The organism is Nocardioides sp. WG-D5 (genome assembly GCF_054031175.1).
This window is the reverse complement of the sequence record NZ_CM132928.1, coordinates 3,257,304-3,282,406: the sequence shown is the minus strand read 5'-3', so window position 1 is coordinate 3,282,406 and position 25,103 is coordinate 3,257,304. Positions and strand designations below refer to the sequence as shown.

17 protein-coding genes are annotated in these 25,103 nt (G+C 70.0%); 4 read left to right on the top strand and 13 right to left on the bottom strand.

The genetic code is table 11. The features are described 5' to 3' along the window. Window positions 1-11: 11 nt before the first annotated feature. The 4 genes from ACWZJV_RS15955 to ACWZJV_RS15940 are packed head-to-tail and all read right to left on the bottom strand — an operon-like array spanning window position 12 to window position 4,093. Window positions 12-2,684 carry an FtsX-like permease family protein gene (locus ACWZJV_RS15955; RefSeq protein ID WP_457177073.1) on the bottom strand — a complete coding sequence of 891 codons (2,673 nt, stop codon included), beginning with the start codon at window positions 2,682-2,684 and terminating at the stop codon, window positions 12-14. Continuing rightward, window positions 2,681-3,403, bottom strand: coding sequence for an ABC transporter ATP-binding protein (locus ACWZJV_RS15950; protein ID WP_457177071.1), 723 nt, complete (start codon window positions 3,401-3,403; stop codon window positions 2,681-2,683). The genes ACWZJV_RS15955 and ACWZJV_RS15950 overlap by 4 nt, the downstream gene beginning before the upstream one ends. Further along, complete coding sequence (locus tag ACWZJV_RS15945) at window positions 3,396-3,545, bottom strand: hypothetical protein (RefSeq protein WP_196875873.1); 150 nt, start codon at window positions 3,543-3,545, stop codon at window positions 3,396-3,398. The genes ACWZJV_RS15950 and ACWZJV_RS15945 overlap by 8 nt, the downstream gene beginning before the upstream one ends. Then, a complete protein-coding gene (locus ACWZJV_RS15940) occupies window positions 3,542-4,093 on the bottom strand; it encodes a PadR family transcriptional regulator (RefSeq protein ID WP_040754676.1) in 552 nt (183 codons plus the stop codon). The genes ACWZJV_RS15945 and ACWZJV_RS15940 overlap by 4 nt, the downstream gene beginning before the upstream one ends. A 204-nt stretch (window positions 4,094-4,297) precedes the next feature. Here ACWZJV_RS15940 and ACWZJV_RS15935 point away from each other — a divergent pair, with 204 nt between their 5' ends. After that, window positions 4,298-7,399 (top strand): M4 family metallopeptidase, encoded by a 3,102-nt coding sequence (locus tag ACWZJV_RS15935; RefSeq protein WP_457177069.1) that lies wholly within the window; start codon window positions 4,298-4,300, stop codon window positions 7,397-7,399. Window positions 7,400-7,612: 213 nt separating this feature from the next. Further along, on the top strand, window positions 7,613-10,429 hold the full coding sequence (locus ACWZJV_RS15930; protein WP_457177067.1) for a M4 family metallopeptidase: 2,817 nt from the start codon (window positions 7,613-7,615) through the stop codon (window positions 10,427-10,429). A 27-nt stretch (window positions 10,430-10,456) separates the two neighbouring features. On the opposite strand, the gene ACWZJV_RS15925 is transcribed toward ACWZJV_RS15930, so the two are convergent. The 6 genes from ACWZJV_RS15925 to ACWZJV_RS15900 form a co-directional block, all read right to left on the bottom strand. Beyond that, window positions 10,457-10,975, bottom strand: a complete 519-nt coding sequence (locus ACWZJV_RS15925; protein WP_457177065.1) for an SPFH domain-containing protein — start codon at window positions 10,973-10,975, stop codon at window positions 10,457-10,459. A gap of 81 nt (window positions 10,976-11,056) precedes the next feature. Continuing rightward, a complete protein-coding gene (locus tag ACWZJV_RS15920; protein ID WP_457177063.1) occupies window positions 11,057-12,013 on the bottom strand; it encodes a DUF4232 domain-containing protein in 957 nt (318 codons plus the stop codon). A gap of 14 nt (window positions 12,014-12,027) precedes the next feature. Beyond that, the gene (locus tag ACWZJV_RS15915; RefSeq protein ID WP_457177061.1) at window positions 12,028-12,489 is read right to left on the bottom strand and encodes a hypothetical protein; all 462 of its coding nucleotides are present in this window, start codon (window positions 12,487-12,489) and stop codon (window positions 12,028-12,030) included. Window positions 12,490-12,622: 133 nt separating this feature from the next. After that, window positions 12,623-14,782, bottom strand: coding sequence for a 3-hydroxyacyl-CoA dehydrogenase NAD-binding domain-containing protein (locus ACWZJV_RS15910; protein ID WP_457177059.1), 2,160 nt, complete (start codon window positions 14,780-14,782; stop codon window positions 12,623-12,625). An 18-nt stretch (window positions 14,783-14,800) separates the two neighbouring features. Then, window positions 14,801-16,012, bottom strand: coding sequence for an acetyl-CoA C-acetyltransferase (locus ACWZJV_RS15905; protein WP_008356061.1), 1,212 nt, complete (start codon window positions 16,010-16,012; stop codon window positions 14,801-14,803). 54 nt (window positions 16,013-16,066) lie between these two features. Beyond that, entirely contained in the window at window positions 16,067-16,660 is a 594-nt protein-coding gene (locus ACWZJV_RS15900; RefSeq protein WP_040754673.1) for a MerR family transcriptional regulator, read from the bottom strand. Window positions 16,661-16,795: 135 nt separating this feature from the next. Here ACWZJV_RS15900 and ACWZJV_RS15895 point away from each other — a divergent pair, with 135 nt between their 5' ends. Then, a complete protein-coding gene (locus tag ACWZJV_RS15895; RefSeq protein WP_008356058.1) occupies window positions 16,796-17,944 on the top strand; it encodes an acyl-CoA dehydrogenase family protein in 1,149 nt (382 codons plus the stop codon). A 618-nt stretch (window positions 17,945-18,562) separates the two neighbouring features. Here the strand turns inward: ACWZJV_RS15895 and proC are convergent. Next, window positions 18,563-19,351 (bottom strand): pyrroline-5-carboxylate reductase, encoded by a 789-nt coding sequence (gene proC, locus ACWZJV_RS15890; RefSeq protein WP_457177056.1) that lies wholly within the window; start codon window positions 19,349-19,351, stop codon window positions 18,563-18,565. 116 nt (window positions 19,352-19,467) lie between these two features. Between proC and ACWZJV_RS15885 the strand changes: the two genes are divergently transcribed. Continuing rightward, window positions 19,468-21,087, top strand: coding sequence for a Coagulation factor 5/8 type domain-containing protein (locus ACWZJV_RS15885; RefSeq protein ID WP_457177054.1), 1,620 nt, complete (start codon window positions 19,468-19,470; stop codon window positions 21,085-21,087). Window positions 21,088-21,210: 123 nt separating this feature from the next. Here the strand turns inward: ACWZJV_RS15885 and ACWZJV_RS15880 are convergent, their stop codons facing one another. Together ACWZJV_RS15880 and ACWZJV_RS15875 are read right to left on the bottom strand one after the other, a co-directional pair. Continuing rightward, entirely contained in the window at window positions 21,211-21,612 is a 402-nt protein-coding gene (locus ACWZJV_RS15880) for a DoxX family protein (protein WP_457177052.1), read from the bottom strand. 75 nt (window positions 21,613-21,687) lie between these two features. After that, a complete protein-coding gene (locus ACWZJV_RS15875; protein WP_457177051.1) occupies window positions 21,688-25,101 on the bottom strand; it encodes a bifunctional proline dehydrogenase/L-glutamate gamma-semialdehyde dehydrogenase in 3,414 nt (1,137 codons plus the stop codon). Between the last annotated feature and the right edge of the window lie 2 nt (window positions 25,102-25,103).

Below are 25,103 nucleotides of genomic sequence, written 5' to 3'. Positions count from 1 at the left end.
GCCAGAAGTCCCTATTCGACGCGGGCGACCATGGGGAGCCGGCCGCGGGTGGTGACCGCGACGATGAGCGCGATCAGCAGCGGCAGTCCGACGACCACGATCCCGACCAGATCCCAGGGGATCTCGAGGTAGTGGGAGGCGACGCTGTCGCGCTCCGGCCAGCCTTCGGTGGTGATCGGATAGCTGATCGCGATGCCGGGCACGAAGCCGATCAGCGCGCCCGGGATCGCCCCGAGCAGCGCCACGACCAGGGCGTACGAGGCAGCGACCCCGCGCCGCGTACGCGTCCTGGCACCTACCGCCGAGAGGGTCGCCAGGTCGGGGCGGGCGTCGTTGATCGCGAGGTGGGTCGCGGTCAGCGCGCCGCCGATCATCAGCACGGACCCCAGGGTGACCAGCAGGATCCAGACGATCACGACGGAGTCCCTCTCCACGTAGCCGCGCTCGACCAGGATCGTCGTGGAGAACTGGCCGGCGGCGAGGGCCTCGTCGAGATCGGTCTCGGCCTCGGCGCTGAGCCGTGCGTTCTCGACGTAGAGGCCCGTGACCTGCGGTTCGACACGGAGCTGCTCAGCCATCGCGGGCGTCACGACCGCGTACGCAGGCGCGGCCCGCTCACCGACGTCCAGATAGGTCGCCGGCACCTCGACGGTGGCGACGTCACGGTCCTCGCCGTCCTCCTCGGACCACTCCCTGACGACCAGGTGCGCGGACTGCGAGGACAGCAGCTTGTCGTCGGTGGTGAACACCACCGCTCCGGAAGACCGCAGCGTCTCGGCAGCGGTGGCGGCGTCCCGCTCGGACAGCGAGCGCGCCACCACCGGCGGGAGGCTCCCGTCGGCGCCGGCGACGATGAGGTCGCCGAACTCGCCCAGGGTGGTGTCGAGCGAGACCATCGCGCCGTCGCCACTCTCGACGGCGACATAGCGTCCGTCGTCGTCGACCACCGCGCTGGACGTCGGTGTGGCCGTCGCCCCGGGGATGGCCTTCTCGACCTGCGCGGCGATGCTGTTCCACCGCGCCGCCGACTCCTCGGCATCGGTCTCGTCCTCGGTCTCGCTGTGTCGCGGATGCACCACGGCGTCGCCGATCGCGAAGGCAGGCAGATAGCTCTCCTCGTTCTGCTCCCGATCGCTGCTGAACGCGATCCCGAGCGTGACCACGCCGACGACCGTCACCGCGATCGCCCCGGCAGCAGGCACCGTCCGGGTGCGGTGCCGGTCGGCGTCGCGCGTCGCGAAGCGGATGACGAGCGGCATCCGGGCGCTCGACCGAGCCGCCAGCGAGACGAGGACCGGCAGGATGAACAGCAACCCGGCGACGCAGAGCAGCACGCCGAAGGCGATCGGGATGCCGCTGAGTGCGTTCCGCGTGCCGAACGCCGCGGCTGCGATCCCGGCTGCGATCAGGACGAGGCCGATGATCGGCGACCGCCGCGAGGGCAGGCTCTCGGAGCGCCGCCCGGCCAGCACGCTGACGACGTTCTGCCGCGAGGCGATCCAGGCGGGCACGATCGCCGCGCAGATCGCGGCCGCGAACCCGATGACGGCCACCGCCAGGACCTGCAGCCACGGTACCTCGAACGGGCCGAACCAGGCCGAGACCTGATCCTGGGCGAGCGGCTGGAGAAGCCGCGCCAGCCCGACCCCGAGCACGGCGCCGATGACCGCCGCCACCGCACCGATGACGATCGCCATCCCGAGCAGGACGCGGCGCGACTGACGAGCGGTCCCTCCCGAGGCGGCGATCAGGGCGAGGTCACGCGCCTGGCGCCGGGCCGCGACCGCGAACGCCGGCCCGGCCAGCAGGACCACCTCGAGGATCACCATGACCACGATGAGGACGATGACCACGACCTCGGAGGGGTCCGGGGCGCCCATCGGCGGACGGATGTCCTTGTCGGCCGCGAGTGCGGCGGGCGATGGGTCCAGGACGACCGAGCGCGAGAGCACGAAGGCGCCCGCCGCGTTCAGGTCCTCGATGTCGGACCAGGTCACCGGCGCCCCGCCGACGAGCCAGGTCGAGCGGTCACCGGCGTAGTCGACCGGAAGGTCCGGCCCGGCGACGAAGGCGTCGTTGCGTACGGTCGACGACTCGACGATGCCGACGACCTTGCGGACCTCGTCGATGTCGCCGTTCGGGATCTGCAGCTCCTCGCCGATGCCGGGTCCCCGGAAGGCAAGGGTCGAGTTGACCACGACCTCGTCCGGCCCCTGAGGCAGGCGGCCTTCGGTCAGCCGCGTCAGCCCGGCGGCGAGCGGGTCGTTCAGATCCGTCTCCAGACCGCTGACCCAGGTGACCCCCTTGTCCGTGCGTACGTCGAAGGTCCGGTCCATCACCTCGAGCATCGGGCGCTCCCCGATGACGGCCTTGACGCCCGCCGCGTCGAGCGGGTCGGCATCGGAGTCCTCGAGCCACTCGGACGCGTTCTCGGGGTCGATCCCCTGCCGGACCGCGCCGGCCGTCTGGACGTCGATGCTGGCCGCGGCCTCGGTGCCGAGGCGGCGATCGAGGCCTTCGACGGTGTCGACGTCATAGGTCTGGTACGTCACCGCGACCGCGGTCACGCCCGCCACCGGCAGCGCGATCATCAGGACGACCAGCAGGCTGCGCCACTTCGCCCGCCAGGCCTCGCGTTGCCCGATACGGAGCGCGAGGCGCCAGCCGCCGAGACCCGAGCTCATGCCTCCACCTCGTCCGCGAACACCGTGCTCGGCGTCTCGCCGGCCTCGTCGACGACGAGCCCGTCGCGCACGTAGATGACCCGGTCGGCCCAGCTGGCGTAGCGCGGCTCATGGGTGACGAGCACCCCGGCCGCACCCGCGTCGCAGCGCGCGCGGATCAGCTTGAGGATGTCCTCGCCGGTCTCGGTGTCGAGGGCGCCGGTCGGCTCGTCGGCAAGGATCAGGCGACGCTCGCCGACGATCGCCCGGGCGATCGCGATCCGCTGCCGCTGCCCGCCGGACATCTCGTCAGGGAACCGGTCGGCGAAGCCGTCGAGCCCGACCTCCTCGAGGGCCGTCCTCGCCGCAGCCCGCGCCGATCGGCGACCGGCGCCGTCGAGCTCCAACGGCAGCGCGACGTTCTCGGCGGCGGTCAGGGCCGGGATCAGGTTGAAGTCCTGGAAGACATAGCCGATCGACGTACGCCGCAGCTTGGCGCGCCCGCTGATCCCGGCCTCGCCGAGATCCTGGCCGTCGACGGTCACCGACCCGGAGGTCGGCGAGTCGAGGCCACCGGCGATGGTGAGCAACGACGACTTCCCGGAGCCGCTCGGCCCCATGATGGCGACCAGCTCACCGGCGTACGCAGCCAGGCTGACGCCGCGCAGGGCGTGGACCTCGGCGGCGCCGGTGCCGTGGACGCGGCTCACGTCGGTGAGCCGGAGGACGGGTTCACTCATCGGTGGACTCCTTGGTCTGGGTGGTGCCTGCGGTGGCAGGCGATGTGTGGATGCGGCGGCTCAGCCGCTCGCGGGCGTCGGCGAGCCAGCGGTCCTGGTCGTGGCTGAGGCGGCGCAGGTCGTGGGCGAGGGCGGCGTTCATCGGTCCCCTCCCTCGACGGGCTCCGGCGCGGTGCTCGACGCGGCCGCCCGGCGGAGCCTGGCCTCGCAGTGGTCGAGCCAGCGGATCTCGGCCTCGGCCGCGAAGACGAGCCGGTCGAGGACCAGCCCTCCGGCGAGGTCGTCCCCGGCACCGGACCGCGACTGGCGGCGGTACCCCTGGAGCGCCTGCATCGTCGCGTTGCGCTGCTGCTGGACGACCTTTCCGACGTCCACGCTCGGCACCGCGACCGCGACGGCGAGCTTGATCGCGAGCTCGTCTCGCTGCGGCTGCGTACGCTCCACGGGGGTGTCGAACCACCCCTTGACCTCGACCTTGCCGGCCTCGGTCAGCTGATAGAGGGACCGTCCCTCCGCGTCGGTCCCTCCGGCCTCGACGAGGCCGTCACGCTCGAGTCGCGACAGAGTCGTATAGACCTGCCCGACGTTCAGCGGCCAGCTCGCGCCGGTGCGCTGCTCGAACTCGGCGCGCAGCTCGTAGCCATAGCGCGGCTTCTCCAGCAGCGCCAGCAGTGCGTGCTTCACGGACACTCGATCACCTCCCTAGTTACTGAGTATGTATATACCGAGTATGTACCGGGTCGCAAGTCGCTGTCGCCGCGGATCAGTGGTCACGGTTCGGAGAATTCGCTGCCGGAGCGCCGACTGCATGTAAGACTTCCGCCGCCGGGTTCGGGTCGGCGCTGCGGCACACACCTCGCCGCTTCAGCTCCCACTCACCGGACGGATCCCCACATGGCATCCCTTCACCGGCTCACTGCGCTGACCGCGACACCGCTTGTCGCGATCGCCATGACCGTGTTCACTCCTGATCTCGTGCCCGCAGGGCACGCGGCCGGCAAGCCCGCCCCCGCGATCGCGGCGGAACGGCTCCACGCCGATGCCGACCGCGCCGTGCGCACCAGCCGTCAGAACGGCAACCTGCGTTTTGCCGGCGCCAGCGGCGGACGGATCGAGAACCCCTCGGTCGACCGCTCGGACTCGACCGCCGTCGCCGCCCGTGCTCACGTCGACCGCTACGGCGCAGCGTTCGGCGCCGATCGTGCGGGAACGACGCTCGCCGCCGCCGGCACGACGCGCACCTCGACAGGCACCGACGTCGTACGCCTCGACCAGCGCGTCGACGGCATCCCGGTGCTCGGCGGCCAGATGGTCGTGACGATGGGTCCGGACCGCGCCCTCGCTTCGCTGGCGTCCAGCCTGAGCGCGACGTCCACCGTCGCCGAGCCGCGCATCTCCGAGGGCAGAGCGCGTTCACTCGCCCTGGCCACGCAGTCCCGCTCGGACAAGCCCACGTCGGTGGACATCGTCGGCAACGGCCGGACGGTCTTCGATCCGGCCGTGTTCGGGACGACGACGGACGACGGCGCACGCAGCGGCTGGCGTTTCGAGGTCTCGGGCTCTGACGGCGCACGCCGCCTGTTGATCATCGACGACCAGGACGGGCGAATCCTCCTGGACATCGACGAGAACCAGCAGCTCGACCGAGTCGTGTGCGACAACGCCAACGCGACGAACACCACTGACGTCCCGTGCACGACTCCGGCACGCACCGAGACCGGCGAAGCCAGCGGAAGTGCCGACGTCGAGAGCGCCTACGCCTTGGCCGGTGAGGTCGACTCGTTCTACGACCAGGTCGCGGACATCGACCTGACGAGCCTCATCGGCATCACCCAGCCCGACGGCCGCAAGAGCCTGGCCTCGACCGTCAACTGGTGCTACACCGCGTCGTCGGGGTGCCCGTACGCCAACGCGTTCTGGAACGGCACCCAGATGTACTACGGCGCCGGCTTCGCGATCGCCGACGACGTCGTCGGCCACGAGATGACCCACGGTGTCATCGACCGGTACTCGCAGCTCTTCTACTGGGGTCAGTCCGGCGCCATCAACGAGTCGATCGCCGACGTGATGGGCGAGATCATCGACCACCGCCACACCGCCGCCGGTGACGACGACAGCGGCTGGGGCCTCGGTGAGGACCTCCCTGGCGGCGCCATCCGGAGCATGAAGGACCCCGCGCTGCACAGCCAGCCCGACACGATGACGAGCGCGGCGTACGTCTCCGGTCTCGACGACAACGGCGGCGTCCACACGAACAGCGGCGTCGGCAACAAGACCGCTTTCCTCATCTCGCAAGGCGGAACCCATGCGGGGGCTGACTTCGCCGGCATCGATGCCGGCGACGCGACCCTCACCAAGACGGCGACGCTCTACGTCGACGTCCTCCAGCGGCTGGCACCCGGCGCCGAGTACGCCGACCTGGCCAACCAGCTCGAGCAGAGCTGCGCCGACCTGGTCTCGGCTCAGAAGGCGGGGTTCACGAGCGCGGACTGCACGATCGTCCAGCGTGCAACCGAGGTCACTCAGCTGCGTACCAACCCGGCGGTGGAGGGCACCCGCACGGACGCCCAGATGAGCTGCCCTGCGCAGACGACGGTGCGTACGCTCTTCGACAGCGAGACGGGCGACCCCGCATCGAAGTTCGCCGCGGGCTCGTGGAGCCGCAACCCATCGACGTACTGGGGACCGAACGCCGCCTCGGGCAAGGAGGCGTGGCACTATTCGCCGGCCTCCAGGAACGGGACGATGACGAAGGGTCGGACCCGCCTCCAGACCCTGAACGGCATCGACCTTCCGGCCGGCCAGACGACCTACATGTGGTTCCGCCAGTGGCACCTGTTCGAGTACGACTCAGACGGCGCCTGGGACGGCGGGACCGTGGGCTGGACCGACGACACGACTCAGACCACGTGGCGTTCGGGAACCAGCGGCTGGACCAATGGGCCGAACGGACGCATCCAGACGTCCAGCTCGCCCTATTACAACGACAACCCCAACGCCGGCCAGACAGGCTTCGTCCGCGACGGCAAGGGCTGGTACGCCAGCCGGGTCGACCTCTCGGAATATGCCGGACACACCCTGAGGCCCTACTTCGAGGCGTCCTGGGACAGCCTGGGCTGGTACGTCGGCTGGTTCCTCGACGACATCAAGGTCTACACGTGCGAGCCGATTCCGCTGGCGAACACCACCCCACCGACGATCACCGGGACGGCACGAGTCGGGTCCACGTTGACCGCCGCGCCCGGCGCCTGGTCCCCGGCAGCAACGAGCGTGACCTACCAGTGGCTGCGCAACGGATCGCCGATCAGCGGGGCCACCTCCTCGACGTACACCCTTGCTGCGGCTGACTACGGGACCCGTGTCTCCGTCAGCGTGACGGCGAGCTCGACCGAGTGGTCCGCGGGAGCCTCGGGCACCAAGGCCAGCGCACCGACGGCGTCGATCGCCCTGGGCCCGTCCATCCGCGCCACCGTCCGTCCCGTCATCAGTGGCACCACGCGCCTCGGCTCGAAGCTCACCGTGTCGAAGGGAACCTGGGACCATCCGCCGCAGAGTTACAGCTACGCCTGGTTCCGCAACGGCTTCATGGTCGCCGAATCCGCCAGCAACACCTACACGCTGCGCGTGAGCGACGTCGGCTCCAAGATCACGGTCAGGGTCCAGGCATGGAGCGAGGGCTGGGCTGCGGGGAGCAGCACCACCCTTCCGACAGCGGCGGTAGCGCCCGGCTATCTCACCGCAGCCACCCCCACGATCGGCGGCACCCGCAAAGTCGGCTACCTGCTCACGGCCTACCCCGGCACCTGGAAGCCCTCGGGGATCACCTTCTCCTACCAGTGGCTGCGCAACGGCGTCGCGATCTCGGGCGCGACCGGGAAGTCCTACCGGCTGCGGTCCGTCGACCGCGGTGACCGTATCCGCGTCCGGGTGACCGGCCGCAAGGCGGGCTACTACACGAAGAAAGTCACCTCGGCGGCCACCAGCACCATCCGCTGACCCAACTCCCGCCGAGACGTCACGTACGTCGGCCGAGGTGACATCACGGTGTCACCTCGGCCGACGGGACCGACGTCTCGGCCGTCGCAGCCGCGAAAATACGGGCGACGGCACCCGCGACCGACTGGGAGACTTCTGACCGCTGGTTCGGGCCGGCGGTCTTGTCGGCCCGTGAAACTCCTCCGGGCCGCTCCCACTCCCGAAGGAGTCGAAGTGTCAGCTCGTAGACGCGTCGTCGCCCTGACTGCGACCGCACTTGCCCTCGGCGGGCTGAGCGTCATCCCGATGGCTCCGCCCGCCTCCGCCGAACCCGACCCGGTCGCGACCTACCAGGACCGTGCCGACGTCCCACTCACCATCCATCGCACCACCGACGGGATCGCCGACTTCATCGGTTCGAAGACCGAGGCCGTCGACCCGCTGGGGGCCACCGTCAAGCCCGCCAAGGCGGCTCAGACCCACCTCGACCGCGCCGCGGAGGCGCTGGGCACCGACAAGAAGGACCTGCGCGAGGCGTCGACCAGCAAGGCCGTCGGCGGTGGGTCGGTGACCAGATACGAGCAGTACGTCGACGGCCTCCCTGTCCTCGGCGGCGAGGTGGTCATCGGGCTGGACAAGGCCCGCGGCCTCACCTCCGCGGCCACCAACCTCTCCGAAGCCACGGATGTCGCCGGGCCCGACGAGTCGGTGCGCACGAAGGCCGAGGACGCGGCCAGAGCCGTGGTCGCCAAGGCCAATCACGGAGCGACCGGCCTCACCGTGGACGACGAGGGCGCCTGGCTCTACGACGACGACCTGATCAGCGGGCCGCAGATCGGCGAGACCAGCGTCTTCCGGTTCTCGGTGACCAACGGCTCCACCATCCGCGAGACCGTGCTCGTTCACGCCGGCACCGGCCGCGTACTCATGCACATCAACGAGATCGCCCACGCCAACCGCCGCATCTGCGACAACGCCAACGTCCGCGCCGCGGCGACCGGCTGCGCCGACACGAGCCTCACGGTCAAGCGGCGCGAGGGCGACGCACCCTCCGGGATCGCCGATGTCGACACGGCATACGACATGCTCGGCGCGACCTCGGACCTCTACGCCTCCCTCGGGCTGGACCTGACCGACGAGATCGGCTGGTCCAGCGGCGCCACCGCCAAGGCGATCACCGCCACGACCCGCTACTGCGAGCCGACGGAGCCGGGCTACACGCCGCCGTGCCCGATGGACAACGCGTTCTGGAACGGTCAGCAGATCTACCTCGGCCAGGGCCTGGTGGTCGACGACATCGTCGGCCACGAGCTGACCCACGGGGTGATCGAGAAGAGCTCGAACCTCTTCTACTGGCACGAGTCGGGCGCCATCAACGAGTCGATGGCCGACATCATGGGCGAGATCGTCGACCACCGCTACGCCACCCCCGGCGACTCCCCGACCGACTGGCGCGTCGGCGAGGACTCCTCCTTCGGCGCGATCCGCGATCTCGCCAACCCGACGGTGTACGACCAGCCCGACCGGATGACCAGCTCGCTGTGGGAGGCCGACGACCTCAGCTACTACGCCGACGGCGGCGGGGTGCACACCAACAGCGGGGTCGGCAACAAGACGGCCTACCTGATCTCCCAGGGCGGCACCTTCAACGGTCGCACCATCACCGGCATCGACGCCGGTGACCCGACCCTGCAGAAGACCGCGGCCCTCTACCTCTACACGATCCAGCACCTCGTCTCCGGAAGCCAGTACGCCGACCTGCGCCGCACCCTCGCCAACGGCTGCTCCGCGCTGGTGGCCGCCGGTACCGCCGGCTTCACCGCGGACGACTGCACCCAGGTCAACCTCGCCACCGACGCGACCGAGCTGGCCAAGTCGCCCACCAAGGCAGGCGCGACCCGGCCCGCGGAGGCGCCCAACACCTGCCCCGCAGGAAGCACCGGCAAGGCCACGGTGGCGACCCCGTCGCTCAGCCGGGGTGTGCTGTGGAACCCGGCGCCCGACGCCGCGCAGGGCATCCCCGCGAACGACCGTGACGGCAACGGCTCCGACTTCGGCATGAACCCCGACCCGGAGACGTACGGCGACCCGACGGCCAGCGGCCTGACGACGGCCGCGATCAACGTGCCGGCCGGAAAGCGGACCTACCTCCGGTTCAGCCACTGGTACCTCTTCGAGTGGTACACCGGCAGCGACCCCGCCTACCCCACGCCCGAGTACTACGACGGCGGCGAGGCGCGGTTGCTGGTCAACGGCGTCGCGACCGCCATCCCGTCCACGGCCTGGGTGAACGGCCCGAAGCAGAAGCTGCTGCTCAACAGCCCCACCCGGCCGCTGACCGGCTTCGGCGGCGACTCCAACGGCTGGATGAGCTCTCGGGTCGACCTGTCCGCGTTCGCCGGCAAGACCGTCCAGTTCCAGTGGGTCGTACGCGGCGACAATGTCGGCTCGTTCATCGGCTGGTTCGTCGACGGGATCGAGCTCTACACCTGCAACCCGCTGACCATCGCGAGCACCGCGCCGCCGACGATCAGCGGCACCCCGCGGGTGGGCTACACCCTGACGGCGACGAAGGGCTCGTGGAGCCCGACGGCCACGAGCGTGAAGTACCAGTGGCTGCGGAACGGCGTCCCGATCTCGGGTGCCACCGCGTCGACCTACAAGCTCGCCGGCGCCGACCACACCAAGGAGATCCGGGTCCGGGTGACGGCGTACTCCTCGACCTGGCCGGCCGCCAACCCAGGTGTCCGGGCGAGCGCGGCGACCGCGAGGATCGCGGCCGGCTACCTCACCGCGGCCACGCCGACGATCGGCGGCACCCGCAGGGTCGGCTATCTGCTCACCGCCTACCCCGGCGCCTGGAAGCCCTCCGGGATCACGTTCAGCTACCAGTGGCTGCGCAACGGCGTCGCGATCTCGGGCGCGACGGGAAAGACGTACCGCCTCCGGTCCGTCGACCGCGGTGACCGCATCCGCGTCCGGGTGACCGGCCGCAAGGCGGGCTACTACACCAAGACCGCCACCTCGGCGGCCACCAGCACCATCCGATGATCCGGATCCGGCCCGACGACGGCGCGCTCAGTCGCCGTCGTCGGGTCGGCCGGGATGCAGCAGCAGGTCGACCTCGTCGATGACCACCTCGGTCACGACGCCGACGGCGAGGCCGTCGATCCGGGTGCCCGCCAAGGTGCCGCCGAGGCCATCCGGTCCGGTCAGCCACGCCGCCGGCCGGGCGCGGACCGCCTCACCAAGCCGGCGCTCCAACGCCGTGTGCAGAACCGCGCGCGGGTCGATGTACGCCGCACCGACCCGAGGCGGGTCGACGTCGACGGAGAAGGTGGCGAGGACACGTACGTCCTGGCCGTCCCCGGTCCGGGTCCGGACGACGACCGCGATCTCGATCTGCCCGGTCGGCCACTCGAGCACCTCGTGGAAGCCGGGGACCGCCACGGTCATCGAGTCGGAGGCGATCCGGACGATCCGCCGGTGCCGGGTCACGACCAGGCACTCGCCACGGCGGGCCCGCCGCAGCAGCGAGGCCACCACCAGGCCGGCCGCGACCACCGCGATCAGCAGAATCGTCGCCGTCTCCCCCATGGCCCGAGTCTTCTCGGCTCGGGCTCGATTCCGAATGGGCGCTGCCACCCATTCGTCCGAGCGTCCACGTCGCCGCAGATGTCAGCCGACGGCCTGTGCCCACGGGCTGATCCTCACCTCGGCCCCGTCGAGGATGTCGAGACCGCTCGGCCCGTCGGGTACCGCGACAGCGAGCGTGGTGGGCGTGCTGCCGGGCATCGCGGTCACGAGCAGCTCGGTCGTGATGTCAGGGTCGTTCGCGGTGGACATCGCCTGCCAGTCGATCACCGCCATCACCGACTGCGCCGGAGGGACGACGACGCGCTCGGGCACCATCGAGGGTTCGTACGGCTCGACCATCACCTCGGTCTGCCGAGCACCGGCGGCGTTCAGGAACGCGACATCGGGTACGTCTTCGATCGCACAGGCGAGACGGCCGAGGTTGCGGGCCCGGAGCCACGCCTGCCGCGATCCCAGAGCCGCGTCCTGGCCGCCGAAGGTGACCTCGAGATCCGATGGCCGGCACGGCGGCGCGGCTGGGTCCGTGGGCCAGGGCGCACCGTCACCGAACGGCGGCATCGTCGTCGGCGCCGGGGTCTTCCCTCCGACCCAGCCCTCGACCTTGCCGCCGCGCGTCCCTTCGACCACGTACTCCAGCGGCTGCCCCGACCCCACGGGATAGCCCTGGTAGGCGGTCAGCCACCTGCTGACGTCGCCGATCACCCGGTCACCCTCGGCGGCCTCGACCAGGACGATCAGCGGTTCGTACGGAGCGGCCAGCTGGGCCGAGGTCACCGACCGCTGCTCGGAGGCAGCCACCACGAGCCTCACCGCCGCCGGATCGGGCACCTCGTTCGACCGGTACCACGCATCGCCGCCGCGGAGATCCACCGGGCGCTGCCGGTCGCGGGCGACCGCGGCCAGTGCGGCCAGGCGGGCCTGCGGCGCCTCCACGTCGGCCTTGGCAGGAAGCCCCGTCTGCGGGTCGGCGACGGTCGACGACACCGACGTCGCCCCGGCCTCTCGCAGAGCGACGGCATCGGCGAGCGCATCACCCATGGCATCACCGGGGTTCAGACCACGCTCGCCCACGGTGATCCGGGTAGGGCCCATCGTGAACGAGACGCCGGTCCGGTCAGGCCCCGCCTCCGGCGCACGTCGGGTGATCTCGGGACGAACCAGCCGGAGCACCTCCTTGCTCGCCGCGGCCGCCTCGGCCCCGTCAGATCGTCCTCCAGGGACACCTCGACGCTGACCGAGTGCTCCTCACGGTCGGCCTCCCCGAAGTCCTCCCCCGGGACGCGCCGGGACTCGTCGACGGCCAGCACGTCGCGTACGCCGGGGACGGACCGCCACTCGTCGGAGATGTCGAGGATCCTCGACACCGACTCCGGTGTTCTCGTCCCGGCCGCCGACACAACGGGCCGGATCCAGAGCACCGCGACCGCGCACCCGACCACGACCAGCAGGACGAGCGCGACAGCCACGATCCCCACCCGGACCTCGCGCCTGTCAGTGCCGCCCGGCATCGCCACCTACGTCCTCCTCGACCGTTGCGGAAGGCAAAGAGTCGCACAGGACGAACCTCGTCTGCCCCGCAAATAGCGAACCGGCACGGTTCCTTCACAGGATCCGTGCCGGTTCACCACATCGCCGTGGCTGGCTGGGTCAGGCCGGGAAGCCCTCACCCTTGGCCGCGAGGTCGCGGAGGTACTGCGTCGGGCGGAACCGCTCGCCGTACTTCTCAGCCAGCTCGTCGGCACGAGCCAGGAACGCCTCGATGCCGATCGAGCCGTCGGCGGCCTCGTAGCCGGTGATGAACTGGGCCGCACCACCGGTCTGCGGCGGGAAGCCGATGCCGAAGATGGAGCCGATGTTGGCGTGCGCGGCGGAGGTGATGACACCTTCCTCGAAGCACTTCGCCGTCTCCAGGGCCTCGATGAAGAGCATCCGCTCCTCGGCGTCCCGGATCGGGATCTGCTCCTCGGCGACCGGGAACACGGTCCCGAGGTCGGCCCAGATCGAGCCACGCTTGCCGTCGAAGTAGTCGTAGAACCCGGCACCCTTGAGCTTGCCGGAGCGACCCGCCTCGATGAGCGGGTTGAGCACCCGCTCCGTGGTGGTCAGCTCCCCGATGCCGGCGGCCTCCCGCGTCGTACGCGCGATCTTGACCATGAGCTCGTGGTTGAGCTCGTCGGCGATCTGCAGCGGCCCGACCGGGAACCCGGCCTGGGTCGCGGCGCGCTCGAGCGAGTAGGGCGCGAAGCCCTCGGCGAGCAGCTCCAGACCCTCCTGGATCTGGGTGCCGATGACGCGCGAGGTGTAGAAGCCACGGCTGTCGTTGACGACGATCGGGGTCTTCTTGATCTGCTGGACGATGTCGTAGGCCTTGGCCAGCGCGACGTCGCTCGTCTCGGAACCCTTGATGATCTCGACCAGCGGCATCTTGTCGACGGGCGAGAAGAAGTGCAGACCGATGAAGTCGGCCGGGCGGTCGATCCCCTTGGCGAGCTCGGTGATCGGCAGCGTCGAGGTGTTGGAGCAGAGGACCGCGTCCTTGTTGACGAACGGGGCGATCTCGTTGAAGACCTTCTGCTTCAGCGACACGTCCTCGAAGACCGCCTCGACGACCACGTCGACGCCGGCGAAGTCCTCCGGGGCGACCGTCGGCGTGATCCGGTCGAGGATCTCGTCGGCCTTCTCCTGGGTCAGCTTGCCGCGGGAGACGGCCTTCTCGTTGAGCTTGGCGGTGTAGGCCTTGCCCTTCTCGGCCGACTCGATCGCGACGTCCTTGAGGACGACCTCCGCGCCCGCACGGGCGAAGGAGTACGCGATGCCCGCACCCATCATCCCGGCGCCGAGCACGCCGACCTTGGTCGCGGTGAACTTCTCGACGCCGTCAGGACGCAGCGTGCCGGCACCGATGGCGCCGAGGTCGAAGAAGAACGCCTGGATCATGTTCTTCGACTGCTGGCCGGTGACCAGCGAGACGAAGTAGCGCGACTCGATCCGGGTGGCGGTGTCGAAGTCGACCATCGCACCCTCGACCGCGGCCGACAGGATCGCCTTCGGCGCACGCATGTCGGACTGCTTGAGCTGCTTGCGCAGGATCGGCGGGAACGCCGGCAGGAAACCGGCGAGAGCCGGAGAGGTCGGCTTGCCACCGGGCATCTTGTAGCCCGGCTTGTCCCACGGCTGCGCGATCTCGTCGGGGTTGGCCTTGATCCACGCCTTCGCGGCGGGCACGAGCTCATCGGGGGAGGAGACCAGCTCGTGGATCAGGCCCTTCTCGAGGGCGGCGGCGGGCTTGAACTTCGTGCCCTGACCGAGGACGTCCATCAGGCCGGTCATGATGCCGAGGAGACGTACGACGCGGGTGACGCCGCCGCCGCCGGGCAGCAGGCCGAGGGAGACCTCGGGCAGACCGATGTCGTAGCGGGCGTCGAGGGCGATGCGGTGCTGGGCGGCCAGCGCGATCTCCAGGCCACCACCGAGGGCGGCGCCGTTGATCGCCGCGACGACCGGCTTGGGGAAGGTCTCCAGCTTGCGGAGGGTGGCCTTGATCGACTCGACCTCCTCGAAGACCTGGGCGGCGTTCTCCGGCCGCACCTGGATCATGTTCTTAAGGTCACCACCGGCGAAGAAGGTCTTCTTCGCGGAGGCGATGACGACGCCGGTGACCCCGTCGGCCTCGGCGTACAGCTTCTCGACGGCCTCCGCCATCGAGGTCTTGTACAGCTCGTTCATGGTGTTGGCCGACTGGTTCGGGTCGTCCAGGGTCAGCGTGACGATGCCGTCGGCATCCTTGTCGTACTTGACTGCACTCATAGCTCTTCAGATTCCCTTTCAGACCAGCTCGACGATCGTCGCGATACCCATGCCGCCACCGACGCACAGCGTGGCGAGGCCGCGCTGCTTGCCCTGACGCTCGAGCTCGTCGACCAGGGTGCCGAGGATGATGGCCCCGGTCGCGCCCAGCGGGTGGCCCATGGCGATCGCGCCGCCGTTGACGTTGGTGATCGACTCGTCGATGCCCATGTCCTTCATGAACCGCATCGCGACCGCGGCGAACGCCTCGTTGATCTCGAACAGGTCGATGTCGTCCACGGTGAGACCGGCCTTGGCCAGCGCCTTGCGCGAGGCCGGCGCCGGACCGGTGAGCATGATCGTGGGGTCGGCACCGGAGACGGCGGCCGAGACGATCCGGGCGCGCGGGGTGAGGCCGTTGGCCTTGCCGGCCTCCTCGGAGCCGATCAACATCAGCGCGGAGCCGTCGACGATGCCGGAGGAGTTGCCGGCGTGGTGGACGTGGTCGATCTTCTCGACCCAGTGGTACTTGGCCAGCGCGACGTCGTCGAAGCCGGCCTCCTGGCCCTGCTGGAGGAAGGACGGCTTGAGGCCGGCCAGCGTCTCGGCGGTGGTGCCGGGGCGGATCAGCTCGTCGTGGTCGAGCACGGTGAGGCCGTTCTGGTCCACGACCGGGATGACGGCGTCCTTGAAGTAGCCGTTCTCCCAGGCGGCGGCAGCCCGGGCGTGCGACTGGGCGGCGTAGCGGTCGACGTCCGCGCGGCTGAAGCCCTCCAGGGTCGCGATCAGGTCGGCGCCGATGCCCTGCGGCACGAAGCCGGTCTTGAGGGCGGTGTCGGGGTCCTGCGCCCAGGCGCCGCCGTCGCTGCCCATCGGCGCCTTGCTCATCGACTCCACGCCACCGGCGAGGATGAGGTCCTCGAATCCACCGCGTACGCGGGAGGCGGCCTGGTTCACGGCCTCCAGCCCGGAGGCGCAGAAGCGGTTGAGCTGCACACCCGCGGTCGTCTCGGGGAGACCGGCCTTGATGGCGGCGGTCTTGGCGATGTCACCGCCCTGCTCGCCGACGGGGGTGACGACGCCGAGGACGACGTCGTCGATCAGCGCCGGGTCGAGGTTGGGGTTGCGCTTGCGAGCCTCATCGATCAGGCCGACCACCAGGTCGATCGGCTTGACCTCGTGGAGCGCTCCGGTCTTCTTACCCTTCCCGCGCGGCGTGCGCAGGTGGTCATAGATGAATGCTTCAGCCATGCGCCGATTGTGACACTAAAACTGTCACAGTCAACAGGGTGTTGCCCAAAAGCTTCACGACAGATTGCGGGAGATCGTCCGGTTCACGGCGTCCTGGAAGCTCACCACGATCGCCTCGGTGGTCAGCTGCCGCAGCCGCGGGAGCACCTCCTCGAGGTGCTTGGCCTCCTCGGGGCTGTGGTGGGTGCGCCGGAACGGATCGACGACCTGGTCGCGCAGGATGACGTTGAGCTCGGCGGCGAGCTCGGCCATGAGACGAGAGGTCGCTGCGTACGCCGCCGCGAGGGCGTCGCGCGGCAGGCCCAGCGCGATCAGCTCACGCCCGATCCTCGCCTGGATGTCCTCGGTCGGCTCCGTGGCCCACGACGTGATCATCGCCCGCTGCATCGCGAGGTCCTCACGCGTGATGTCGGCGGGGAGGCGGGCGAGGTAGCGCTCGATCGCCTGCAGCGTGAACCCGTGCTCCTGGAGCGCCCTGACCAGGTCGAGCCGAGCACGGTGCTCGGGGCCGTAGTAGGCCACCCGCCCGCGACGGATCGGCGCCGGGATCAACCCGAGGCTCGCGTAGTAGCGCGTGGTGCGCACCGAAAGCCCCGTGGCGGTCGACAGCTCATCGATCGTCATCAGCTCATCGGTCGTCTCGGTCATGTCAGGGACCGTAGACCAAACCATTGCCACTTCGCCAGTGTTACTGTCACAGTTGCTCCGTCGCCCATCACGACAATGCGGTCTGCGTCACAGTGGTGAGGCATCATTAACCGGGTACGTCTACGGAGGAGAGTCATGCCCCAGAAGCCCACCATCTACGAAGCAGAGCACGAGGACTTCCGTGCCACCGCGAAGGCCTTCTTCGAGAAGGAGGTCGTGCCGTTCCACGACCAGTGGGAGAAGGACGGCATCGTCCCCCGCGAGCTGTGGAAGAAGGCCGGCGACACCGGGCTGCTCTGCTTCGACGTCGACGAGGAGTACGGCGGCCCCGGCATCAAGGACTTCCGGTTCAACTCGGTCCTCCACGAGGAGATGGCGAAGATCGGCGCCAGCGGGCCCGGCTTCTTCGTCCACACCGACATCATCGTCCCCTACATCTCCCACCTCGGCACCCCGGAGCAGAAGGCCCGCTGGCTGCCGGGCTGCGTCTCCGGCGACATCATCACCGCTGTCGCGATGACCGAGCCGGGCGCGGGCTCCGACCTCCAGGGCGTACGCACCACCGCGGTCGACAAGGGGGACCACTACCTCCTCAACGGCTCGAAGACGTTCATCTCGAACGGCATCAACGCCGACCTGGTCATCGTGGTCGCCAAGACCAACCCCGAGGCCGGCGCCCACGGCATCTCGCTGCTCGTCGTCGAGCGCGGCATGGAGGGCTTCGAGCGCGGCCGCAACCTCGACAAGGTCGGCATGAAGGCGCAGGACACCGCCGAGCTCTCCTTCACCGACGTGGTCGTGCCGAAGGAGAACCTCCTCGGCGAGGAGGGCTCCGGCTTCATCTCGCTGATGACCCTGCTGCCGCAGGAGCGCATCTCGGTCGCCTCGATCGCGGTCGCCGCCGTCGAGCAGGTCCTCGAGCTCTCCCTCGACTACGCCCGCACCCGCGAGGCCTTCGGCCGCCCGATCGGCCGCTTCCAGAACACCGCGTTCACCCTCGCCGAGATGGCCACCGAGGCCTACCTCGCCCGGCTGTTCCTCAACGACGCCGTCACCCAGCTCAACGCCGGCACCGCCGACACCGTCCTCGCCTCGATGGCGAAGTGGTGGACCACCGAGCTGCAGAAGAAGTTCGTCGACCAGGGCGTCCAGATCCATGGCGGCTACGGCTACATGATGGAATACCCGATCGCCAAGGCGTTCATCGACAGCCGCATCCAGACCATCTACGGCGGCACCACCGAGGTGCAGAAGCTGATCATCAGCCGCCACCTGGGCCTGTAGGTCACATCGGTCGGCCCGCGAGCTCAGCGAGTGGGTCGACCGAGGCAGCGCCGGGTCCTCACCGGGCCTGGCTCGACGTCGGCGCCGGACAGGTCCGTGTGCGAGTCTGTCCAGGTGTCGCACTCGATCGACCCGGACGCCATTCGTCTTGCCCCGATGACGCTGGAGCAGGCCGAAGACATCACGGGCTGGCGCTACCAGGCGCCTTACGACGTGTACGACATCCGGGATGGGACTACGACGAGTCCGCACTCGACACCGGGGGCGGAATGCGCCCCGAGCTCACGGGCCAGGGACTTGGCCGGGTCGTCATCGCGGCAGGTCTCGAGTTCGGTCGGAGCCGGTTCGCGCCCGCAGGGTTCAGAGTCACCGTCGCGTCGTTCAACGCCAGAGCGCTACGAACTGTGGAATCCCTGGGCTTCGAGCGAGTCGGGACCTTCAGAGCGACCCGCAGCAACCGCGACTTCCACGTCCTCGTCCGCGTCGAGCATCGACGACACGAGGGCCCAGCGCCGCATGCTTGACAGTCTCGACCCAAGCAGACGTCGAACGATCCGAGAAGTGGTCGATGTAGGCCCGCCGAGACGCTCCCCTCGGGCCCAGATCGACCACTTCTCGTCAGGAGAGCTCTTGGCTGCGTACGTAGGCGGCGCGGGTGGCCTCGAGGAAGGCCGCCCGCAGGCCGTTCTTCTCGAGCGCGCCGAGGGCGGCGGCGGTGGTGCCGCCCGGGGAGGTGACCTGCTCGCGGAGGACCGCGGGGTGGGTGCCGCTCTCGAGCAGCTTGGCGGAGCCGGTCAGCGTCTGGATGACGAGAGTGGTCGCGTCGTCCCTGGTCAGACCCAGGTGGACGCCGGCCTCGATCCAGGCCTCGGCGACCAGGAAGACGTACGCCGGGCCGGAGCCGCTGATCGCGGTGACGGCGTCGATCTGCGCCTCGGGGACGGTGACGACCTTGCCGACGGCACCCATCAGGTCGGCCGCCGTCGCGACGGCCTCGGCCGTCGCCTTGGCGCCGCCGGCGACGGCGGACATGCCCTCGCCGACCAGGGCCGGGGTGTTGGGCATGACCCGCACGACCGAGACACCGTCGGGGACGGCGGGCTCCATGGCCGAGGTCGGCACGCCGGCGGCCAGCGAGACCACCGTGGTCCCCTCGCGCAGCGCGGAGGCGATCGACTCCAGCACCGGCACGACGCCGTAGGGCTTCACGCCCAGCACCACGACGTCGGCCTCGGCGACGGCTTCGGCGGCCGGCAGCGTACGGATGCCGTGCTTCTCCCGGAGCGCCGCGGCCTGCTCCTCGCGCGCCTCGACGACGATGACGCTCTGCGGGGAGTGACCCGCCTCGAGCAGCCCGGCCAGCACGGCCCCGCCCATGTTGCCTGCACCGATGATCGCGATCGTCATACTCGCCAGTCTCTCAGAGCGGATGACCTGCGGGGATAACGCCCCACGGGACCCAAGCAACTGCTAGTTTGCGATACCCACACCCGTACATTCGCCGCTGGTCATCGGGAGGCCACATGCGCATCAGACGTACGTCCCTGCTTGCTGTGATCGCCCTCGCGGTGACCGTCGCGATGGTGGGTCCGCCCGCCTCCGGTGACGATGTGGAGCGGCGGCTTCCCTCGCCGGAGTCCGAGCTCAACGTGACCGGCGAGCCGTTCACCGGCACCGCTCCGGACGGCACGGTGCGCGGGCTGATCGACGCCCACAGCCACATGTTCATGCAGGACGGGATCGGCGGCGCGGCCGTCTGTGGCAAGGCCTGGTCGGCGAACGGGATCGCAGACGCGCTCAAGGACTGCCCCTCCCACGGCATCGCGGGTGAGACCGCGCTGCTGGAGAACCTGACCCGCTCGGGCAGCCCGCTCGGCTTCCACGACACCACCGGCTGGCCGTCGTTCAAGGACTGGCCGGCCTACGACTCACTGACCCACCAGCAGATGTACTACCGCTGGGTCGAGCGTGCCTGGCGTGCCGGCCAGCGGATCCTCGTGGTGCAGCTGACCAGCAACAAGGCGCTGTGCGCGATCAACCCGGGCACCCACCAGTCCTGCGACGAGATGACCGCGGTGCGGAAGCAGGCCAAGGACGCGTACGACACCCAGGCCTTCATCGACGCGCAGTACGGCGGCGAGGGCCGCGGGTGGTACCGGATCGTCACCGATCCCGGCCAGGCGCGCGAGGTGATCGAGGACGGCAAGCTCGCCGTCGTGCTCGGCGTGGAGACCTCCGAGCCGTTCGGCTGCTCCCAGAAGCTGCGGCTGCCCTCGTGCACGCGCGCCAACATCGACGCGGGACTCGACGAGCTGAAGTCGCTCGGAGTCTCGTCGATGTTCCTGTGCCACAAGTTCGACAACGCGCTGTGCGGGGTCCGCTACGACAAGGGCACCACCGGGCTGCTGATCAACGCCGGCCAGTTCCTCACCACCGGGACGTTCTGGACGCCGAAGGCCTGCGACCCCGGCCAGCCGCACGACAACAACCCGCGCCTCGTCGACCGGCCGGCCGAGCTCGCCTGGCTGCCGCAGCCGCCGATCTATCCGTCGGGGACGGTGTGCAACCCGTACGGCCTCTCCGCCCTGGGCGAGTACGCCCTCCGCGGACTGATCAAGCGCGGCATGATGGTCGAGGTCGACCACATGAGCGCCAAGGCCGCCGGCCGCACCCTCGACATCCTCGAGGAGACCGACTACCCCGGCGCCCTCGCCAGCCACTCCTGGATGGACGAGCGCTACCTCGACCGGCTCTACGCCCTCGGCGGCTTCTCCACGATCTACGGCCACAGCACCGACCAGTTCCTGGCGGAGTACGCCCGCACCGGCCCCGTCCGCGACCGCTACGGCGCGGGCATCGGGTTCGGCTTCGACATGAACGGCTTCGGCGGCACGCCGGGACCGGCGAAGACGCGGGTCAGCTACCCGTTCCAGAGCATCCTCGGTGACTCCGTCGTCGATCGGCAGGTCACCGGCCAGCGGATCTGGGACTACAACACCGACGGCGTCGCCCACTACGGGATGATCCCCGACTACCTCGAGGACCTCCGCCTCACCGGCGGCCAGGACGTCGTCGACGACATCGTCCGCGGCTCGGAGTCCTACCTGCGTACGTGGGCGGGGGCACGCTCGGCAGCACACTGACGAGCAGGCCTGCCGAGTCGGCGCACCTGACCCCGTGCCTCGCGAAGCGAAGCGAGGGACGCACTCAGCCACACACCGACCCGCAGGCGCGCCGACTCGGCAGTCATGTCAGAAGCAGGCGATTCAGTCGTCTCGAGAACGCCTCAGCCAGCCCCCGCCGAACAAAGCCCAGACGACGAGCACAGGCTGGAAGAACAACCGCACCAACCGCTTCGTGTCCGTGTCGAGACCGAACGCGTCGACACCTTCCACGTACTGCGCGATGTTGCCGGGGAAGATCGCCACGAAGAACGCGGCGAGGAGCGCTCCGACGAGCCGCCGCCTGGCCGGCAGAGCGACGAAAGCCAGCCCGAGCCCGATCTCGACGACGCCCGAGCCGAGGACGGTCAGGTCCTCTTCGATCGGGAACCAGCTGGGCACCTGGGCTCGGAACTCTTGTCGCTGGGTGGTCAGGTGCGCCACCCCTGCGCCGGTCATCGCCACGCCGAGCAGGAGGCGCGCGACAGTGCGCGCGATCGAGGTCATCGCCTCACTGTAGGAGAAGCGCAACGGCTCGCCAGGGTCGGCCACGCGGTGGCCGACCCTGGCGAGGGTTTTCCGTCAGAAGAGGTTGTCCACCAGCGGCGTCGGGGAGCCGAAGCGGTGGGCGGTGATCGAGACGGCCTGCTCGTGCAGGAAGGTGAGCAGCTCGACCCGGCCGGCCTCGACGACGGGCTGGGCGTAGAGGGCGATGTCGACGCGGCCCTGGCTCGCCTCGGCGAAGACCTCGCGCGACCCACCCAGGAGACGTACGCGGCTGGGTGCATACGGCCCGGAGAGGATCGACGCCCACGCGGCCATGTCCTCGACGACGTAGGTCGCACCGGTCGCCTTCACCAGCGAGGCGGTCTCGTCGTCGAGCGCGGCGGCGACGGAGACCGTCACCGGGGCGCCGGCGGCGACACCGGCGGCGAGCACCCGCAGCAGGTGAGCGACGGGGCCGCCCTCGTAGCGGATGGTGACCGGCACCGGCGAGTAGCGCAGCACGTTGACCTCGGCGGTCAGCCGCGAGACGTCGCGGGCGGCACCGAACTCGCGCTCCCAGGCGACCGCGTCCGACCCGGCACCGCGCTGGAGCATCTCGATCCCGTCGATCCCGATCCGACCGGCCCAGTCGACGATCGACCGGACCGCAGGTGCCGGCGTCGCGAGCTCGGTGGCGGGAGCGGACACCCAGTCGCTGAGACCGACCAGGTAGTTGGGCCCGCCGGCCTTCGTGCCGGCGCCGACCGCCGACTTCTTCCAGCCACCGAACGGCTGCCGGCGCACGATCGCGCCGGTGATGCCGCGGTTGACGTAGACGTTGCCCGCCTCCACCGACGAGAGCCACTGCGCGATCTCGGCCCGGTCGAGGCTGTGAAGACCCGCGGTGAGGCCGTAGTCGACCTGGTTCTGGATCTCGATCGCCTCGTCGAGCGAGGAGGCCGAGATCAGGCCGAGGACGGGACCGAAGTACTCGGTCAGGTGGAACTCGGAGCCACGCTTCACACCGGTCTTCACACCCGGCGACCAGAGCCGGCCGGTGTCGTCGAGCTGGCGCGGCTTCACCAGCCACGACTCACCCGGCGTGAGCGTCGTCAGCGCCTTGAGGAGCTTGCCGGAGGCGGGCTCGATGACCGGACCCACCTGCACCGTCGGGTCGGTCGGGTAGCCGACCTCGAGGGAGGTCACCGCGTCGATCAGCTGGTCGCGGAAGCGTCGCGAGGTCGCGACCGAGCCGACCAGGATGCCCAGCGACGCCGCCGAGCACTTCTGTCCGGCGTGGCCGAAGGCGGAGTAGACCAGGTCCTTGACCGCCAGGTCGAGGTCGGCGTCCGGCGTGACGACCAGCGCGTTCTTGCCGGAGGTCTCGGCCAGCAGCGGCAGGTCCGAGCGGAAGGAACGGAAGAGCTCGGCCGTGTCGAAGGCGCCGGTCAGCACCAGGCGGTCGACCAGCGGCGAGGCGATCAGCGCGCGACCGACCTCGTTCTCCGGCACGTGCACCAGCCGCAGCACCTCCTTCGGCACCCCGGCGGCCCACAGCGTCTCGACCAGCACCGAGCCACAGCGCTGCGCCTGCGGAGCCGGCTTGATCACCACGACCGACCCGGCCGCGAGCGCCGCCGCGACACCACCGGTCGGGATGGCGAGCGGGAAGTTCCACGGCGGGGTGACCAGGGTGAGGCGTACGGGCACCTGACGCGCGCCGTCGACGGTGTCGAGGTCCTCGGCCAGGCTCGCGTAGTAGTTGAGGAAGTCGATGGCCTCGGAGACCTCGGGGTCGCCCTGGTCGAGCGTCTTGCCGCACTCGGACGCGGCGACCTCGAGCCACTCGGCCCGGCGTCGCTCGACCTCGACGGCGGCGGCCCGCAGCACGGCGGCCCGCTCGGCACCGGTCTTGCGGCCCCAGTCGGCCTGGGCACCGACGGCACCCTCGAGCACCGACTCCACGGCCTCGACCGAGGTCACGGTGTGGTCGGCGACGAGCTGGTCACCCAGCGTCGAGGAGCCCACCCGGGCGATGATCGCCTTGCCCCACTCCCGGTTGCCCGGCAGGTGGGGGTCGGTGTCGGGAGCGTTCTCGAACGTCCGCTGCACGTCATCGGCGACCGGCTTGCGCCGGTCCTGGGTCCGGTTGGGCGGCGGAACGGAGTCGTCGACAGCCGCGAGGGAGCGTACGAACCGCTCCTTCTCGCGCTGGTAGAGCGCCTCGGAGGAGTTGAGGTCGAAGACGGCCGACATGAAGTTCTCGGTGCTGGCACCCTCCTCGAGGCGACGCACCAGGTAGGCGATCGCGACATCGAAGTCCTTGGGGTGCACGACCGGCACGTAGAGCAGCAGTCCACCCACGGTCTCCCGGACCGCCTCGGCCTGACCCTCGGCCATGCCCAGCAGCATCTCGAACTCGACCGAGTCACGAACCTGCCGCTGACCAGCCAGGATCCAGGCGTACGCCACGTCGAACAGGTTGTGGCCGGCGACGCCGAGGCGCACGTTGGCCATCCGCTCGGGGGTCAGCGCCCAGGACAGCACCCGCTTGTAGTTGGTGTCGGAGTCCTGCTTGGTCGACCAGGTCGCGACCGGCCAGCCGTGCAGCGACGCCTCGACGTGCTCCATCGGGAGGTTGGCGCCCTTGACCAGGCGCACCTTGATCGGCGCGCCCCCACGCGCACGCCGAGCAGCCGACCACTCCTGGAGCCGCATCATCGCCGCCATCGCGTCGGGCAGGTAGGCCTGCAGGACGATGCCCGCCTCCAGGTCGGCCAGCTCGGGACGGTCGAGCAGCCGCGTGAAGACGTCGATGGTCATGTCGAGGTCGCGGTACTCCTCCATGTCCAGGTTGATGAACTTCTTCGTCCCGGCGGCCGAGGACGTCGCGGCGTAGGTGTAGAGCGGGAGGAGCCGCTCGACGACGTGCTCGACGGCCTCGTCGTAGGCCCAGACCGCATGCGGCGCGACCGGCGAGGAGACCTTCACCGAGACGTAGTCGACGTCGTCGCGGGCCAGCAGCTTGCGGATGCCGGCCAGACGGCGGTCGGCCTCCTTCTGGCCCAGGACGGCCTCGCCGAGGAGGTTGATGTTCAGGGAGACACCGCGCTCGCGGATCCGCTCGATCTGCTTGCCGAGCCGCGCGTCGGAGGCGTCGATCAGCAGGTGACCCACCATCTGCCGCAGCGCACGGCGCGCCACCGGGATGACGAACCAGGGCGCCACCAGCGACATCAGCGCGCCGAGCTTCACGCCCAGCTTCAGGTGCCAGGGCAGGAACGACGGTACGTTGCCGGCCAGCTCTCGAAGGCTGGCGGCCGCCACGCGTACGTCCTCGGGGCGGATCACCCGGTCCACGAACCCGACGGTGAAGTCGAGCCCGGAAGGGTCCTTGAGGACGTCGGCGAGGCGCTGGGCGGCCGCGGCGGTGGGCTTGGTCGAAGCCTTCGCCAGCCAGCCGCGGACGAGGTGGTCGACCTCGGCGATGAGCGCGTCATTGGTGGTCATAG